The organism is Serratia sp. 3ACOL1, from assembly GCF_003668775.1.
GTDB classification, from domain to species: domain Bacteria; phylum Pseudomonadota; class Gammaproteobacteria; order Enterobacterales; family Enterobacteriaceae; genus Chania; species Chania fonticola.
Genome location: NZ_CP033055.1, coordinates 3,501,083 through 3,517,889, shown reverse-complemented (window position 1 = coordinate 3,517,889; position 16,807 = coordinate 3,501,083). Strand labels below are relative to the sequence as shown.

Annotated in this window: 10 protein-coding genes and 1 pseudogene; 6 read left to right on the top strand and 5 right to left on the bottom strand. The window is 55.5% G+C overall.

Going from position 1 to position 16,807, the window contains the following annotated elements; genetic code table 11:
• Nucleotides 1-172: 172 nt before the first annotated feature.
• On the bottom strand, nt 173-1,147 hold the full coding sequence (locus tag D9980_RS15840) for an XdhC family protein (protein ID WP_024484028.1): 975 nt from the start codon (nt 1,145-1,147) through the stop codon (nt 173-175).
• Nucleotides 1,147-1,728, bottom strand: coding sequence for an NTP transferase domain-containing protein (locus D9980_RS15835; protein WP_121607808.1), 582 nt, complete (start codon nt 1,726-1,728; stop codon nt 1,147-1,149). The genes D9980_RS15840 and D9980_RS15835 overlap by 1 nt, the downstream gene beginning before the upstream one ends.
• 256 nt (nt 1,729-1,984) lie before the next feature.
• Here D9980_RS15835 and D9980_RS15830 point away from each other — a divergent pair, with 256 nt between their 5' ends.
• From D9980_RS15830 to D9980_RS15820, 3 genes are read left to right on the top strand one after another with little or no spacing between them, the layout of a single operon-like run.
• Nucleotides 1,985-4,774: a xanthine dehydrogenase family protein molybdopterin-binding subunit gene (locus D9980_RS15830; RefSeq protein WP_121607807.1), complete on the top strand. Its 2,790-nt coding sequence runs from the start codon at nt 1,985-1,987 to the stop codon at nt 4,772-4,774.
• Nucleotides 4,771-5,322 carry a (2Fe-2S)-binding protein gene (locus tag D9980_RS15825; protein WP_121607806.1) on the top strand — a complete coding sequence of 184 codons (552 nt, stop codon included), beginning with the start codon at nt 4,771-4,773 and terminating at the stop codon, nt 5,320-5,322. The genes D9980_RS15830 and D9980_RS15825 overlap by 4 nt, the downstream gene beginning before the upstream one ends.
• A complete protein-coding gene (locus D9980_RS15820; protein ID WP_121607805.1) occupies nt 5,322-6,563 on the top strand; it encodes a cytochrome c in 1,242 nt (413 codons plus the stop codon). Before D9980_RS15825 ends, D9980_RS15820 begins: the two co-directional genes overlap by 1 nt.
• 16 nt (nt 6,564-6,579) lie before the next feature.
• Here the strand turns inward: D9980_RS15820 and D9980_RS15815 are convergent, their stop codons facing one another.
• From D9980_RS15815 to D9980_RS15805, 3 genes and pseudogenes are all read right to left on the bottom strand, one after another.
• Entirely contained in the window at nt 6,580-7,530 is a 951-nt protein-coding gene (locus D9980_RS15815) for a family 43 glycosylhydrolase (RefSeq protein WP_121607804.1), read from the bottom strand.
• A gap of 9 nt (nt 7,531-7,539) precedes the next feature.
• Nucleotides 7,540-8,940: a glycoside-pentoside-hexuronide (GPH):cation symporter gene (locus D9980_RS15810; RefSeq protein ID WP_121607803.1), complete on the bottom strand. Its 1,401-nt coding sequence runs from the start codon at nt 8,938-8,940 to the stop codon at nt 7,540-7,542.
• A 193-nt stretch (nt 8,941-9,133) separates the two neighbouring features.
• A pseudogene (locus tag D9980_RS15805) lies at nt 9,134-10,509 on the bottom strand (amino acid permease).
• A gap of 606 nt (nt 10,510-11,115) precedes the next feature.
• Between D9980_RS15805 and pdhR the strand changes: the two are divergent.
• The 3 genes from pdhR (at nt 11,116) to aceF (ending at nt 16,594) form a co-directional block, all read left to right on the top strand.
• Nucleotides 11,116-11,880, top strand: a complete 765-nt coding sequence (pdhR, locus tag D9980_RS15800) for a pyruvate dehydrogenase complex transcriptional repressor PdhR (protein WP_021179689.1) — start codon at nt 11,116-11,118, stop codon at nt 11,878-11,880.
• 165 nt (nt 11,881-12,045) lie between these two features.
• Nucleotides 12,046-14,709 carry a pyruvate dehydrogenase (acetyl-transferring), homodimeric type gene (gene aceE / locus D9980_RS15795; RefSeq protein WP_024484020.1) on the top strand — a complete coding sequence of 888 codons (2,664 nt, stop codon included), beginning with the start codon at nt 12,046-12,048 and terminating at the stop codon, nt 14,707-14,709.
• Between the two features lie 13 nt (nt 14,710-14,722).
• Nucleotides 14,723-16,594: a pyruvate dehydrogenase complex dihydrolipoyllysine-residue acetyltransferase gene (aceF, locus tag D9980_RS15790; protein WP_065684542.1), complete on the top strand. Its 1,872-nt coding sequence runs from the start codon at nt 14,723-14,725 to the stop codon at nt 16,592-16,594.
• Nucleotides 16,595-16,807 lie beyond the last annotated feature (213 nt).

Genomic DNA, 16,807 nt, shown 5'->3' with positions numbered 1-16,807 from the left:
TGTAATCGGTTACACTTGGCGTGTTTATGGTTTGTCATTTAACATCATGAATATGAGATGTTAAACCAAGGGTTAAGATGGGGTTGGTGATTTTTGATGTCAATTTGTGTAATCGCTTTCATTTTTTGACCGGACAATGATTTGCCATAGCAGGAGGGATCGCGTCAGGTATTCAACTGGGTTGGCGGTGTTGGTTCTTCTGCTGCACGATATCGGCCATCACGGCCAGAGCGATCTCCGCCGGGGTTTTACTGCCAAGCGGCAGGCCGATCGGCGCATGGATACGGCCGAGTTCCTGCGGGCTGAATTCGGCGATCTGTTGCAGCCGTTGGCGGCGGCGATCGCTGTTCCGTTGGGAACCCATCGCACCGATGTAAAATGCCGGGGTGTGGATCGCCTCCATCAGGGTTAAGTCATCCATGCGCGGATCGTGGGTCAGCGCCACAATTGCGGTGTTGGCGTGGCAACCGCCTTCCTCAATGAATTTGGCCGGGAACTGGCGCAGCAGGGTGATATGCGGTTTGAGCTGCGTAGCGAAGTTCTCCAGAGCTTCCGGACGGCTTTCGCATACCAGCACTTCAAAGCCGAGTGCGCTGGCAAAGTCGGCGCAATACAGCGCCACGCTGGAAAGCCCGGCAATCAGCAACCGAGGAGCGGCGGCGATGTGCAACTGGATCTCCTGTTGGTTGCGCACGACCTGGGTGGCGCTGGCAAAGCTGGTGGTTTCCAGCGCGCTACAGGCATTGGGCAAGGTCAGGTGTTTGACCAGGGCATGATGGCCGGCCAACGCCTCGGCGATATTGCGCAAGTAGCTAATGCTGGCAGGGCCCGCGGGCAGATGCTCGATCAATACGTCCAGCACGCCACCACAGGGCAGCGCCACGCTGGGGGTTAGCCCGCCAGCACCGTAGCGGATCACCTGGCTGGCGGCTTGATATTCCCCCTCTGCCAGACGGCGTAAAAAGTCCTCTTCCACGCAGCCACCGGATAACGATCCACAATAGTGTCCGTCGCGGGTAGCCACCATCAACGCGCCAGGAGAACGTGGTGATGAGCCATAAGTGTTCAATACGGTACACAGCCATACCGGCTGCTGTTCCAGCCAGTTGATTGCCTGGCTGACTACGGTGATATCAAGGTGTTGCATTAATTAATGGACTCGTTGGCTACTAGCTGGGAAGGGAGATCGATATCTTGCACGATGCCCGGTTGGTCGAGATGGAGCAGGTAAACCTCCCCGTGACTGCGTAGCAGCTCTCGCGCACCATTATCGCCATGCAGCGCACACAGTTGTTTGCGCAAAATGGCGGTGAAGCCCACCGGGTGGCCGGGATGGTGCTGGAAACTGGGGCGAACGATACTGTGTTGGCTCAGGGCTGCGGCTACCTGTACAAAGATCTGCGGCGAGACAAACGGCATATCCGCCAAATGGATCAGCCAGCCGTCCCAGTCTGCCGTTGCGGCAACGCCAGCGGCAATAGACTCACCCAGCCCACCGCTGGCCAGTAAGGTGCAGGGAACCTGATGCGCAGCACAAGCCTGTTGCACCGGCAGGTTTTCTGGCCGGGTGACGACCTGTACCGGTAAACCGGAGGCCAGCGCCTGTTGCAGCGTCTGTTCGAACACCGTCTTGCCCTGCAATAGGGCGTTAAGCTTGTTGCCACTGCCACCGGCCTGAATAAAACGCTTACCCCGCCCGGCGGCGGTAATCACGATACCTGTCGTCATCTCTTTTGCCCACGTTTGCGCAAATCAGCCACACTATAGAGGCATTATATGTTTCCAAGTGTTTCATTTTATGAAAACAAAATGTTAATACTCACATAATTTTGGTTATAAGCTTATGATTATAACGTCTTCGGCAAGGTTACTAGCGGTTGCGCAACAAAACCGATAAAAAAAACGACTTACCTCCAGCCTTCGGGTTAAGGCGCTAATGCCGTATCTGGATGCTAGGGGTAGATAAGAACGTAAAGGATATTTTATGAGCAATTTCAACCCGTCACGACGCCGCTTTATCAAGGGTGCCGTGATAGCGGGGGTGTCTGTTTACCTCGCGCCTCTGTACAGCCGCGCCTATGCCGCGCTGTTTGAGCAGAAGATCCTGCAATCGCCCAACTGGGATGCGCAGACTAAACGCATTCGCTACCGTATCGATGGCCGCTCCAAGGTCATGGGCCAGAAAGTGTTTGCCCGCGATATTCGTGCCGTTGATATGCCGCACTGGCCGCAGCAGCAGGCTCATGCCTTTATTCTGCGCGCCACCAAAGCCGATCGTCTGTTTACCGGCATCGATCTCTCCTTGCTAGGTGAAGATCTGCAACCGGATCGTTTAGTAACGGCAGAAGATCTTGAGCGAGACGGCTTGGCCTTCCCGGCGTTTTATGGCGATGACATGCTGCTGCCCAAAGGGAAAACCCCAGCCTATCTCGGCCATGCGGTGGCAATCCTGATTTATCATGATTTTGCTCGTTTCCGCTTTGCCAAAGACAAGCTGAAATTCCACGACGAAGTGATCCAGTATGGTACTGAAACCGGCCCGTTACAGCGCGATCCTTGGGGTAGCTTCCGCTACGTGCGCGTCGGGGGCGAAAAGCCATTCGATGACGATCGCTTCTCCAGCCTGAAAGACACTCCTATCTTCCCACTGTCAATGCGCAGACACCTGCCGGTGTGGCCGGAAGGACGTGAGGGTGGCAAGCTGGATCAGGAAGGCATGTATTACGCCGGGATGATTGCCGACCAACTGCAAACCCCACCGCAGGACTGGTTGGTGATGTCACGCCGCTATACCACGCAATCCGTTGATACTTCGGCGCTGGAGCCGGACAACGCCAATGGCTGGTTTGATACTGCCAGCCAGACCCTGCACCTGGTGATCCCGACCCAGTCCCCGCAGGAGGTGGCGGACGAAATGCCACGCATGTTGGCCAAACGTCATCAGCCGGTCAAACAGCTGATCCTGCACCCTTGTTACACCGTGGGCTACGGCTCGAAAGACCACTATAACTTCCCGTATTACGGTGCGGTTGCCGCGTTGTACGGTGACGGGCTACCGGTGCGGCTGGCTAATGACCGCTATGAGCAGTTCCAGACCTCGATCAAGCGCCATGCCTTCGATATGGATTACCGTATTGCGGTAGACAAGCAGACCGGCGTATTGCAGGCCTTCCAAGGGGCGATGACCGCCGACGGTGGCGGGCGCTGTAACTTTACGCCATCGGTGGTGATGGTTGGCGCTACGGCGGCCCAGTCGATTTACTACTTCCCAAAAAGCGATCTTTCCTCGGTCGGGCTGGCCTCTCGTGCCATCGATGCGGGTTCCGCACGCGGTTACGGCACGTTGCAAAGCATGGCCGCCACCGAGATGATGATGGACGAATTGGCACAAGAGCTGAAGCTCGACCCGATCGAGTTTCGTTTGCGCAACGTGCTCAAGTCCGGCATGAAAAATACCCAGGGGGCGATCCCGGCAGGGGCTATTCGCGCCGATGAAGTGCTGGTGAAAGCCTCACAGCATGAGATGTGGCGCAAACGCGCCGAACGCAAGGTGGAGTTTGAGAGCCAGAATCCCGGCAAACGCTATGGCGTAGGCTTTGGCTGTGTGCAGAAAGACTTTGGCACCGGGGCTGAAACCTCTTTTGCTCGCGTGGAGTTCAGCGAGGACGGGCGTATCTCGCTGTTTCACAGCGGGGCCGAAATGGGCACCGGCATGTCAACGTCGCAGTCGGTGCTATGTGCGCAATGGCTGGGTAAACCGGCGGATGAGGCTCATTTCTCGGTGACTGATTGGGCGCTGTTACCGATGGTGACCAGCGGCGATCCCTACACGATGTCGCAGGATGAGCAGGACAAGCTGCAAACCAATCCGAACTGGACGCCAAGCTACTGTTCACCTTCCAGCGCCAGTAACTCCGCTTACTATTTCTCTCACAGTACGCGTGAAGCGGCCCGGTTGGTGTTTGAACAAGGGCTGTGGCCTGCCGCGCTGTCTATCTGGCAGTCTGGTATTGGTGGTGGCCAGGCGGCACCGCTGGTGGTGCGTAAAGAAGATGCTCGCTGGGTCGAAGGTGGCCTGACGGCGGCCGGGATGCAGATATTGCCGTTTGAGCTGTTGGCTAAGAAAGCCTATCAGATGGGTAACCTGACTGGCGCAGTGGTGCACGTCTTCAACCGCTGGCAGTGGGCGGAAGCGGACTTCAAGCTGAATAATCACAGCGAGCGCCTGCCTGTCGACGGTTTGTCGGTACGCATTGGTAACGGTGAATTCAGCACCCTGGCACGTGAGCAGGTTTATTACCCGCCAACCCAGCGTAATAACGCGGCTGTGACCTATTACAGCGCCGTGGGTACGTTGACGGAAATAGCGGTGGATATCGCTACCGGCAAGGTTGAATTGCTGAATCATCATTCGATTATGGAGTGTGGCAACCTGATCGTGCCTGAGCTGGTTTCTGGCCAGTTGCAGGGCGGTTTGGCGATGGGGATTGGCCATGCGCTGCATGAGTATTTACCGCTGTACGAAGATGGGCCAGGTAACGGTACCTGGAACTTTAACCGTTACCATTTGCCGCGCGCCAGCGATGTGGCGGTCTGGAAACAGACCGGTGACATCCTGCCTGCGCTGTCGGAAACCGATCCGCCGAAAGGAATGGCGGAAGTCGTCATGATCCCAGTGGTCGCCGCATTGGTTAACGCCATTGCCCACGCCACCGGCCATCGTTTCCGTGATTTGCCTGTCCGTGCCGAAAATATTCTTGAGGTGTTACCATGAGCATTAAAACCCAACCCATTACCCTGACCGTTAACGGCAAACAATATGGCCCCGTCGAGGTACCGGAAGGGCTGATGATGATCGATTTTCTGCATGAATATCTCGATCTGACCGGCTCACGTCTCGGCTGCGGGCAGGGCATCTGCCACGCCTGCGTGGCGATCCTCGACCATCCAAGCGGCACTAGCGAAGAAATCCGTACCTGCATCACCGGCGCTCACTTTTTCAATGGTAAACAGGTACGCACTATCGAAGGCATTGCGCAGGTGGATAATCAGGGCGAAGTGGTTGAACTCTCGCCAATCCAGCAGTCGTTCCTCGATCATTACAGCTTCCAGTGCGGCTATTGCACCCCGGGCTTTGTCAATGCGGCCACCATCTTTGTCGAGAAGCTCAAGCGCGAGCCAATTCCGCGCGATCAGTTGGAAGGCGCGATTGAGCAGGCGTTGGAAAACCATATCTGCCGTTGCACCGGCTATGTCCGTTATTACGAAGCGGTGCGTGACGTAGTGTTGAAAACCCCTGGTCTGCTGAAGGAGACGGCGTAATGAAAAAACGTCTCGCATTGTTGATTGTGCTGATTGCGGCGATTGTCATCGCCGTGCTGTGGTGGCGAGAAAACCGCAGCTACGACGGCCCAGTCCAGCAGGTTACCTCCAGCAGCGAACAGATTGCCCGTGGGCGTTATCTGACGCAGGCTGCCGACTGCGCTGCCTGCCATACCGCCGCTGGTGGAGCACCGCTAGCGGGTGGCTATCCTCTGGATACTCCATTCGGCACCATTTATGGCAGCAACCTGACGCCTTCTGCCGACCAGGGGATTGGCCGTTGGACCAAGGATGACTTCTTCCTGGCGTTGACACAGGGGGTTGCTCCAGGTGGCCGCCATCTGTACCCGGCGATGCCTTATACCTCCTACAAAGGCATTTCGCGTGAGGATGCGGATGCTATTTATGCCTATCTGATGTCGCGCCCGGCGGTGGACGTAGCCATTCCAGCCAACGAGATGCCGTTCCCGTTCAACCAGCGGATGGCGTTGATCGGTTGGAATTTGCTGTTCCGCAACAGCGATCCGTTACCAGCCAGCTCGCAAGGGAGCTCCGCCGAATGGCTGAGTGGGCGTTACCTGTCTGACGTGCTTGGGCACTGTGGCGAATGTCATACGCCACGGGGCATGCTGGGGCAGATGGAAGTGAACAAGCCAATGCAGGGCGGCGATCTGGGGCGCTTTATCGCGCCGGATATCACGCCACAGGCTTTGGCACAGCGCGGCTGGACGCCAGAGGATCTGAGCCGTTTCCTGAGCACCGGGTTAGCGCCGCAGGGTTCGGCGTTTAGCGAAATGCACATGGTGGTCGATCTCAGCACTCGTCATTTGACGCCGGAAGATCATCGGGCGTTGGTGACCTACCTGATGGGCGACAAGCCACCGCAGCCGGTGGCCGCTAAGATCGGGCAGGGCAGCGATGCCGGGCGTATCACCTATCTCGATCAGTGCTCCGCCTGCCATGAGCGTGATGGTGCAGGTATACCGCATGTGGCGGTGGCGATGCGTGATAATGCCACACTGCGCCAACCAGACGGCAAGAACCTGATCGTTTCGGTGCTGGATGGGCTACCAGCTCAGCAATTCCCCGGCAACGAAAGCATGCAGAGCATGCCGGGCTTTGCCGATCGTCTGGACGATGCGCAAATTGCCGAGCTGGTGAATTACCTGCGTGTCACTTGGGGCGGGCTGCCGGCGGATATCACCGCCGAGCAGGTGAAGGCACTGCGCAAAGCTCATTAACCCCGTCAACTGTGGGCTAGTGATTATCTGCCGGGGGAACGCCAAACAACGGCATTCCTTCGGCATCCCACTCCAGAGTTTTAATCCGCGTATGGCGATTCGGATCGTATAACGGATCGCCTTCTATTTCCGTGTAATTGCGGGCGTGGTAGACCAGCACGTCATTACCCTTTTCATCCACGGTAAAACTGTTGTGCCCTGGGCCGAACTGGCGGTTGGCATAGCTGGTGCGAAACACCGGTTCGCTGGCCTTATGCCATTGTGTCGGATCGAGGAGATCGGCATCGATGTCTGCCCACAGCAGGCCGATGCAATAATTCTCGTCGGTGGCGCTGGCCGAGTAGCTGATGAAGATCCGCTTACCGTGTTTGATCACCGCCGGGCCTTCGTTCACCCAAAACCCAATGGTTTCCCAAGGCAACTCCGGTTTGCTCAGCATCACCGGGGCCCCTGTTAGCGTCCAGGGATTGGCCATTTCTGCCAGATACAGGTTGGAGTTTCCCCGGATCTGCGGGTCTTGCTGCGCCCAGAGATAATAGTGCTTTCCCTGATGCTCAAAGTGAGTGGCATCGAGCGAGAAGCTGTCGATCGGGGTTGCAATACGCCCTTTCTCTACCCATTCTCCCTCCAGCGGGTTGGCGGCGCTGCACTCCAGCGCAAACATGCGATGCTGGAACAGGCCGTCGGCAATCTCCGGGCTATGGGCCGCCGCAAAGTAGACATACCACTTACCGTCGATAACGTGCAGCTCAGGTGCCCAGATCAGGTTGCTCATAGGCCCAGACGCGGGTTTACGCCAGATGACCTGCGCTGGGGCCTGTGCAAGCTCCGTCAGTTGCCGAGTGCGGCGCAGTTCCAGGCGATCGTACTCCGGCACCGAGGCGATAAAATAGTAATAGCCGTCGCTATGGCGATAGATAAAGGGATCGGCACGCTGTTCAATCAGTGGGTTAGGGTAAATAGACATCTGTTCCTCTCAAGAGTGTTTGGCTTCGAGCTGTTGTTCGCGGTATTCCGCCAGTTCCTGATAATTGACGCGGCGCTTTTCCAGATCGCTCTGGATCTGTGACATCAGGTTGCGATCCACTTTCAGCAAACGAACCACGCCAGCGGTGATCAGGTAGCCCACGCCAGGGATCACGGTAAACAGCAAGACGATGCTCTGCAGTGCCCCGGCGCTTTGAGCTCCTGCATCGGCCTGATAGCCGGAGTAAGACATCACGAAACCCACCATTGCCCCGGCAACCGCCAGCCCGACCTTCAGGAAGAACAGGTTGCCGGAGAAGCTGATACCGGTGATGCGCTTGCCGGTTTTCCATTCGCCGTAGTCGTCCACGTCGGCCATCAGCGACCAGTGCAGCGGGGAAGGGATCTGATGCAGGATATTCAGCAGGAAGTAGGCCACCACGATCAGCGAGGTCAACTGCGGATTGAGGAAGTAGAAGCCGCTGGAAAAGATGGCCAGCACGATGTTGGTCCAGAAGAATACCTTCAGCTTGCAGAAGCGGTCGGTTAACGGCTTGGCCAGGGCGCTGCCGATCATCATACCGACCACGCCCAAGGCGATAAACAGGCTGGCGAACGAGGTGGATTGCTGCATGACGTAGGTGACGTAATACATGGTGGCGGCCATGCGAATAAAGCCGGGGCAAACGTTGCAGAAAGTCAGCAGCAGAATGCGTACCCACTGATCGTTTTTCCACACGTCTTTCAGATCGGCCTTCAGCGCATCGTGAGTGGGCACCGCCGGGCGGATACGTTCTTTCACCGTCGCAAAGCAGAACAGGAACATAGCCAGTGCGATCAACGCCATCACGCCCATCGACATTTGGTAGCCCTTGGCCTTGTCGGCCCCGCCGAACCATTCCGCCATCGGTAACAAGGTTAGCGAGAGGATTAGCGTTGCGATGCCGACCATGATGAAACGGTACGACTGGCAGGAAACGCGCTCTTGCGGGTCGGCGGTGATCACTCCTCCCAGCGAGCAGTAGGGAATGTTGATGGCGGTGTAGGTCAGCGACATCAGGAAATAGGTGACAAAGGCGTAAATCACCTTGCTGTTATAGCTCCACTCCGGGGTGGTAAACATCAACACGCTAAACAGCACGTAAGGCAGGGAAACCCATAACAGCCAAGGGCGGAAACGGCCAAAACGGCTTTGGGTTCTATCGGCAATCGCTCCCATAATGGGATCGCTCACGGCGTCCAGTACGCGTACGGACAGCAGCAAAATCCCCACCAGTGCTGGGGTAATGCCAAAGATATCGGTATAGAAGTAGTTGAGGAACAGCATGATTGCGCCGCCGATCATGTTGCAACCGGCGTCTCCCATGCCGTAGCCAATCTTTTCTTTTATCGATAGGGCATTGCTCTTCATGGACATTTTCTCCGCGATGACAGGATCGGACTGTTGGATAACGATTATTGCCCTGCGTGGCGGTGAACTATCAGAAATTAATGGTTGTAGAGATGGACAAATCAGCCACTGCGGAAAAAGTGTGAGCCAGTTGGCAAAAAGCGTAGGGTAAAAAAAGGCCCGCGTTGGCGGGCCTGAGAAAACTGATTCAAGATTAACGGCTTGCGGCACTGGCCGGTTGTTGGCCACGCTGCTTGATGAAGTAACCGATGCCGAGAATAGCGAGCCATACCGGGATCAGCAGCACGGAAATCTGGATCCCCGGCGTCAGATACATGATCACCAGAATGGCAGCCAAAAAGGCCAGGCACAGATAGTTGCTGAACGGATACCAGAAGGCTTTGAACTTCGGTTCGACGCCCTCATGGTTTTTCGCCTTGCGGAATTTCAGGTGTGCCAGGCTGATCATCGCCCAGTTGATCACCAGGGCAGACACCACCAGCGCCATCAGCAGCTCAAAGGCACGGCCTGGGATCAGGTAGTTAATCAGCACGCACAGTGCGGTTGCCAACGCAGAGAAACCGATGGCAACTACCGGCACACCGCGGCTATCCACTTTCAGCAGGGCTTTCGGGCCATTGCCCTGTTTGGCCAAGCCGTACAGCATGCGGCTGTTGCAATAGACGCAGCTGTTGTAGACCGACAGCGCAGCCGTCAGCACCACGATATTGAGCACCGTTGCGACCATATTGCTGTTCAGCGCATGGAAGATCAGCACGAACGGGCTGCCGCCTTCGACCACTTTGCCCCACGGATAGAGTGACAGCAGAATAGTCAGCGAACCGATATAGAACAGCAGGATGCGGTAGATCACCTGGTTGGTGGCTTTCGGGATGCTTTTTTCCGGGTTATCGGCTTCGGCGGCGGTAATGCCCACCAGCTCCAATCCACCGAAGGAGAACATGATCACCGCCATCGCCATGAGCAACCCCATGGTGCCGTTCGGGAAGAACCCGCCCTGGGCCCACAGGTTGGTGACGCTGGCTTCCGGGCCGCCGAGGCCGCTGAACAGCAGGTAGGCGCCAAAGACGATCATGCCAATGATGGCGACTACTTTGATGATGGCGAACCAGAACTCCATTTCACCATAGACCTTCACACTCGACAGGTTGATGGCGTTGATGGCCAGGAAGAACACGGCAGCGGAGATCCAGGTGGGGATCTCCGGCCACCAGTACTGTACGTAAATGCCCACCGCGGTCAGTTCCGCCATGGCAACCAGCACGTACAGCACCCAGTAGTTCCAGCCGGACGCGAAACCGGCGAAGTTCCCCAGTATTTATAGGCGAAGTGGCTGAAAGAACCGGCCACCGGTTCCTCTACCACCATTTCACCCAGTTGACGCATGATCAGGAAGGCAATAAAACCGCCAATTGCATAACCAAGGATGACCGACGGGCCGGCCATTTTTATTGTTTGAGCGATACCGAGGAACAGGCCGGTACCTATTGCGCCACCTAAGGCGATCAGCTGGATATGGCGGTTTTTCAGGCCGCGCTTCAGCTGGTCGCCATGCTGTTGACCATCCATCAATGAAACCCTCTGTGCTGACATAATGCTCATTACCGTAAAGTAATGATTACGATGTGTGTTGTTTTTTGTTTACGACGTTATAGCTATAAATTCCGCGGCGTCGCTACCGTTTGGCAGAGAATAATGGTATGTGCGAAAGTTTGCACCTGCTTTGTTGTTCGAATGATGAAGATTGCAGCAGTTTAGGCAACAAAATGCGGGTTGTGTGACGAGCGGGGGGATTGCGTGCACGAAATAAGCAATAACTCACAGAATTGGCAAAAATAATCGCCATTGTTGTTGTTTTTTTGTTAACAGGACAGAGCTCGGAAAGCGGTAGTAAAGCGAAAATAACCCTTAATCTCCTTGCCATATAACCCGGGCATTCTTCTAACCAGAGGTTTCACAAAAGTTAAATTCGGCGGCTACCTCGTAAATGGTATTACCAACGCTGAGTTGCCGGTTTGCAAAGGCTTATGGATTGAAGTGTTAAAATGTGCGGCATTCATGATTTCGATCAAGGCCCATATGGACAGGAGGTGAATACTTTGTTACTTTACCGTCACGTTTTTGAAATTGGTATTACCAATTGACTCCGGGCACTTCGCAGAGAAGAAATCACCCATGGCCTACAGCAAAATCCGCCAACCCAAGTTGTCAGATGTTATCGAGCAGCAGCTCGAATACCTGATCCTCGAGGGTACGCTACGTCCAGGCGAAAAGCTGCCTCCAGAGCGCGAGCTGGCGAAACAGTTTGATGTTTCCCGTCCTTCTCTGAGAGAGGCAATTCAGCGTCTGGAAGCTAAAGGGCTGCTCCTGCGTCGCCAGGGAGGCGGCACCTTTGTACAAACTAATCTGTGGCAGAGCTTCAGCGATCCGCTGGCTGAGCTGCTGGCCGATCATCCTGAATCACAATTCGATCTGCTCGAAACCCGTCATGCCCTCGAAGGTATCGCTGCCTATTATGCGGCGTTGCGTGGGACTGACGAAGATCTGGCGCGCATCCGCGACTGCCATCATGTGATCCAGCAAGCTCAGGACAGCGGCGATCTAGACGCCGAAGCCGACGCGGTCATGCAATACCAAATTGCCGTGACCGAGGCTGCCCACAACGTTGTGTTACTCCATCTGCTGCGCTGTATGGGCCCGATGCTGGAACAGAACGTTCGTCAGAACTTTGAATTGCTCTACTCGCGCCGTGAGATGTTGGCAACAGTGAGTAGCCATCGCGCCGGGATCTTTGAGGCGATTGTGGCACGCGAACCTGAAAAGGCCCGTGAAGCCTCGCACCGCCATTTGGCGTTTATCGAGGAAATTTTGCTGGATCTCAGCAGGGAACACACCCGGCGTGATCGATCGCTGCGGCGTCTCCAGCAACGCAAGGATTAAGAGTGGTTCTCTTCAAGGCACACCAGCTTGTAGAGATAAAGCTCGGAGTGCTTAGTTAAGTACTTAAGCGGCAACCAAACTGATGAGCCTGTCTTCGTGCGTTTTACGATAGAGCGCAGGAAGACAGGCTCCAAACAAACCATTAGACAGATAAGGAATACCACCATGTCAGAACGTTTAAACAATGACGTGGATCCGATCGAAACCCGCGACTGGCTGCAGGCGATCGAATCGGTCATCCGTGAAGAGGGTGTTGAACGCGCTCAGTTCCTGATTGATCAGGTGCTGGGAGAAGCCCGCAAGGGCGGTGTTAGCGTTGCAGCTGGTGCTGCGGCTAACAACTACGTCAACACCATCGCGGTAGAAGACGAACCGGCATACCCGGGCAACCTGGATCTGGAGCGTCGTATTCGTTCTGCTATCCGTTGGAATGCCGTGATGACCGTGTTGCGTGCTTCCAAGAAAGATCTGGATCTGGGCGGCCACATGGCTTCCTTCCAATCTTCCGCGACCTTCTATGAAGTCTGCTTTAACCACTTCTTCCGTGCTCGCAACGAAAAAGACGGCGGCGATCTGGTTTACTTCCAGGGCCACATCTCTCCGGGCGTTTATGCACGTGCCTTCCTTGAAGGCCGCCTGACCGAAGATCAAATGAACAACTTCCGTCAGGAAGTGCACGGTAAAGGCCTGTCCTCTTACCCGCATCCAAAACTGATGCCTGAATTCTGGCAGTTCCCGACCGTCTCCATGGGTCTGGGCCCAATCAGCGCCATCTATCAGGCCAAGTTCCTCAAGTATCTGGAACACCGTGGTCTGAAAGACACCTCTGGCCAGACCGTTTATGCCTTCCTGGGCGACGGCGAGATGGACGAACCAGAATCCAAAGGGGCGATCACCATCGCAACCCGTGAGAAACTGGACAACCTGGTATTCGTCATCAACTGCAACCTGCAGCGTCTGGACGGCCCGGTCACCGGTAACGGCAAGATCATCAACGAGCTGGAAGGCATCTTCGCAGGTGCTGGCTGGCAGGTGCTGAAAGTGATCTGGGGCGGTCGTTGGGATGAACTGCTGCGTAAAGACACCAGCGGCAAGCTGATCCAACTGATGAACGAAACCCTGGACGGCGACTACCAGACCTTCAAATCCAAAGACGGCGCTTACGTGCGTGAGCACTTCTTCGGCCGCTTCCCGGAAACCGCTGCGCTGGTCAAAGATATGACCGACGACGAGATCTGGTCTCTGAACCGTGGTGGTCACGATCCGAAGAAAGTCTTTGCTGCTCTGAAAAAAGCGCAGGATACCCAAGGTAAACCAACCGTGATCCTGGCCCATACCATCAAAGGTTACGGCATGGGTGAAACTGCGGAAGGTAAAAACATCGCTCACCAGGTGAAGAAAATGAACATGGAAGGGGTTCACCACTTCCGCGATCGTTTCAACGTGCCAGTGGCCGATGCCGATATCGAAAAACTGCCATACATCACCTTCGAGAAAGACTCCGAAGAGTACAAGTATCTGCACGAACGTCGTCAGGCGCTGGAAGGCTACGTGCCAACCCGCATGCCGAAATTCACCGAGAAGCTGGAAATGCCAGCTCTGGAAGATTTCAGCTCCTTGCTGGAAGAGCAGAACAAAGAAATTTCTACCACCATCGCCTTTGTGCGTGCCCTGAACGTGATGTTGAAGAACAAGTCGATCAAAGATCGCCTGGTGCCAATCATCGCCGACGAAGCGCGTACCTTCGGTATGGAAGGTCTGTTCCGTCAGATCGGTATCTACAGCCCGAACGGCCAGCAGTACACCCCGCAGGACCGTGAGCAGGTTGCATACTACAAAGAAGACGAGAAAGGCCAGATCCTGCAGGAAGGTATCAACGAACTGGGTGCTGCCTCTTCATGGCTGGCCGCAGCGACTTCCTACAGCACCAACAATCTGCCGATGATCCCGTTCTACATCTACTACTCCATGTTCGGTTTCCAACGTATCGGCGACCTGTGCTGGGCAGCAGGTGACCAACAGGCGCGTGGCTTCCTGATCGGCGGGACTTCAGGGCGTACTACCCTGAACGGCGAAGGTCTGCAGCACGAAGATGGCCACAGCCACATTCAGTCTCTGACCATCCCTAACTGCATCTCTTACGATCCGGCTTACGCGTATGAAGTGGCAGTGATCATGCATGATGGTCTGGTACGTATGTACGGTGACGCGCAAGAAAACGTCTACTACTACCTGACTACGCTGAACGAAAACTACCATATGCCTGCCATGCCGAAGGGCGCAGAAGAGGGTATCCGTAAAGGTATCTACAAGCTGGAAACTCTGGAAGGTAGCAAAGGTAAAGTACAGCTGCTGGGCTCCGGCTCAATCCTGCGCCATGTGCGTGAAGCTGCGCAGATCCTGGCGAAAGACTACGGCGTGGGTTCTGACACCTACAGCGTAACTTCCTTCACCGAACTGGCGCGTGATGGTCAGGACTGTGAGCGTTGGAACATGCTGCACCCAACCGAAACCCCACGTGTGCCTTACATCGCTCAGGTGATGAACGAGGCGCCAGCGGTAGCTTCTACCGACTACATGAAGTTGTTCGCAGAGCAGGTTCGTACTTTCGTACCAGCCAGCGATTATCGCGTACTGGGTACTGACGGCTTCGGTCGTTCAGACAGCCGCGAAAACCTGCGTCACCACTTCGAAGTTGATGCTTCCTACGTGGTGGTTGCTGCTCTGGGTGAACTGGCTAAACGCGGTGAAATTGAAGCTTCTGTGGTCGCTGATGCGATTAAGAAATTCGACATCAACCCAGAAAAAGTTAACCCGCGTCTGGCATAAGAGGTACTGAACAATGTCTATCGAAATCAAAGTGCCGGACATCGGTGCAGATGAAGTTGAAATCACCGAGATCCTGGTGAAGGTTGGCGATAAGGTTGAAGTTGAACAATCGCTGATCACCGTGGAAGGCGACAAAGCCTCCATGGAAGTGCCTTCGCCGCAGGCTGGCGTGGTGAAAGAGATCAAAGTGGCCGTCGGTGATAAAACCGAGACTGGCAAACTGCTGATGATCTTTGAAGCAGAAGGTGCGGCCGCTGCCGCACCAGCCGCCAAGGCTGAAGAAAAACCAGCCGCAGCTCCTGCAGCTGCCGCAGCCAAAGATGTTGAAGTACCAGACATCGGGGCTGATGAAGTTGAAGTCACCGAGATCCTGGTGAAGGTTGGCGATACCGTGACTGCCGAGCAGTCTCTGATCACCGTAGAAGGCGACAAGGCCTCTATGGAAGTGCCTGCGCCATTCGCCGGTACCGTGAAAGAGATCAAAATCAACACCGGTGACAAAGTGAAAACCGGTTCCCTGATTATGGTCTTCGAAGTGGCTGGCGCGGCTTCTGCTGCCCCTGCTGCTGCGGCTACCCAGGCGGCTCCGGCTGCTGCCCCTGCGGCAAGCGCGGCGAAAAACGTCGAAGTGCCAGACATTGGCGGCGACGAAGTAGAAGTGACCGAAGTGATGGTGAAAGTGGGCGATAAAGTTGCCGCTGAGCAGTCACTGATCACCGTTGAAGGTGACAAGGCTTCTATGGAAGTTCCGGCTCCGTTCGCGGGCACCGTGAAAGAAATTAAAATCGCTACCGGCGACAAAGTGAAAACCGGTTCTCTGATCATGGTGTTCGAAGTGGAAGGCGCTGCACCAGCACCTGCCGCTGCTCCGGCCCAGAAAGCAGAAGCTGCTCCGGCTCCGGCCAAGCAGGAAGCCAAAGCGGCTGCACCTGCCGCTGGTAAAGGCGAGTTCGCTGAAAACGACGCCTACGTTCACGCTACCCCAGTCATCCGCCGCTTGGCGCGTGAGTTCGGTGTTAACCTGGCGAAAGTGAAGGGCACTGGTCGTAAAGGCCGTATCCTGCGCGAAGACGTTCAGGCTTACGTGAAAGACGCGGTCAAACGCGCCGAAGCCGCTCCTGCCGCTACCGGTGGTGGCCTGCCAGGCATGCTGCCGTGGCCGAAAGTGGACTTCAGCAAGTTTGGTGAGATCGAAGAAGTTGAACTGGGCCGCATCCAGAAAATCTCTGGTGCCAACCTGAGCCGCAACTGGGTGATGATCCCGCACGTGACTCACTTCGACAAGACCGATATCACCGATCTGGAAGCGTTCCGTAAGCAGCAGAACGACGAAGCTGCCAAGCGTAAGCTGGACGTGAAGTTCACCCCGGTGGTGTTCATCATGAAAGCCGTTGCCGCTGCCCTGGAGCAGATGCCACGCTTCAACAGCTCACTGTCTGAAGATGGCCAGAAGCTGACGCTGAAGAAATACATCAACATCGGCGTGGCGGTAGATACGCCAAATGGCCTGGTGGTTCCGGTATTCAAGGATGTGAACAAGAAGAGCATCACTGAGCTGTCCCGTGAACTGATGGCGATCTCCAAAAAAGCGCGTGACGGTAAGTTGACCGCAGGCGAAATGCAGGGCGGTTGTTTCACCATCTCCAGCCTGGGTGGTATCGGGACTACTCACTTCGCGCCGATTGTTAACGCGCCGGAAGTGGCTATCCTGGGTGTCTCCAAGTCTGCGATGGAGCCGGTCTGGAACGGTAAAGAGTTCACTCCGCGTCTGATGATGCCAATGTCGCTCTCCTTCGACCACCGTGTGATTGACGGTGCTGATGGTGCACGCTTTATCACCATCATCAACAACATGCTGGCCGACATTCGCCGTCTGGTGATGTAATGAAAAAAGGGCGCAGCATGCTGCGCCCTTAGTAATTCAGTAGCAGTTTTGTCGGGTTTTGCATGACTCGACAGAATTGTTGGGACACGGGTCACTCGAACACGCTTTGCAGATTATTAACAATTCTGTAAACTGCTCGCGGTGTATGCGTCCCGGTGGATGAAGGGCGTTATGAGATTGATTAATAATATGCCCAATGGATTTCAAGCTGCA

Excerpts from the sequence above, each read along its gene's own strand:
- D9980_RS15840 (WP_024484028.1), bottom strand. The coding sequence starts at position 1,147 with ATGCAACACCTTGATATCACCGTAGTCAGCCAGGCAATCAACTGGCTG.
- D9980_RS15835 (WP_121607808.1), bottom strand. The coding sequence starts at position 1,728 with ATGACGACAGGTATCGTGATTACCGCCGCCGGGCGGGGTAAGCGTTTT.
- D9980_RS15830 (WP_121607807.1), top strand. The coding sequence starts at position 1,985 with ATGAGCAATTTCAACCCGTCACGACGCCGCTTTATCAAGGGTGCCGTG.
- D9980_RS15825 (WP_121607806.1), top strand. The coding sequence starts at position 4,771 with ATGAGCATTAAAACCCAACCCATTACCCTGACCGTTAACGGCAAACAA.
- D9980_RS15820 (WP_121607805.1), top strand. The coding sequence starts at position 5,322 with ATGAAAAAACGTCTCGCATTGTTGATTGTGCTGATTGCGGCGATTGTC.
- D9980_RS15815 (WP_121607804.1), bottom strand. The coding sequence starts at position 7,530 with ATGTCTATTTACCCTAACCCACTGATTGAACAGCGTGCCGATCCCTTT.
- D9980_RS15810 (WP_121607803.1), bottom strand. The coding sequence starts at position 8,940 with ATGAAGAGCAATGCCCTATCGATAAAAGAAAAGATTGGCTACGGCATG.
- pdhR (WP_021179689.1), top strand. The coding sequence starts at position 11,116 with ATGGCCTACAGCAAAATCCGCCAACCCAAGTTGTCAGATGTTATCGAG.
- aceE (WP_024484020.1), top strand. The coding sequence starts at position 12,046 with ATGTCAGAACGTTTAAACAATGACGTGGATCCGATCGAAACCCGCGAC.
- aceF (WP_065684542.1), top strand. The coding sequence starts at position 14,723 with ATGTCTATCGAAATCAAAGTGCCGGACATCGGTGCAGATGAAGTTGAA.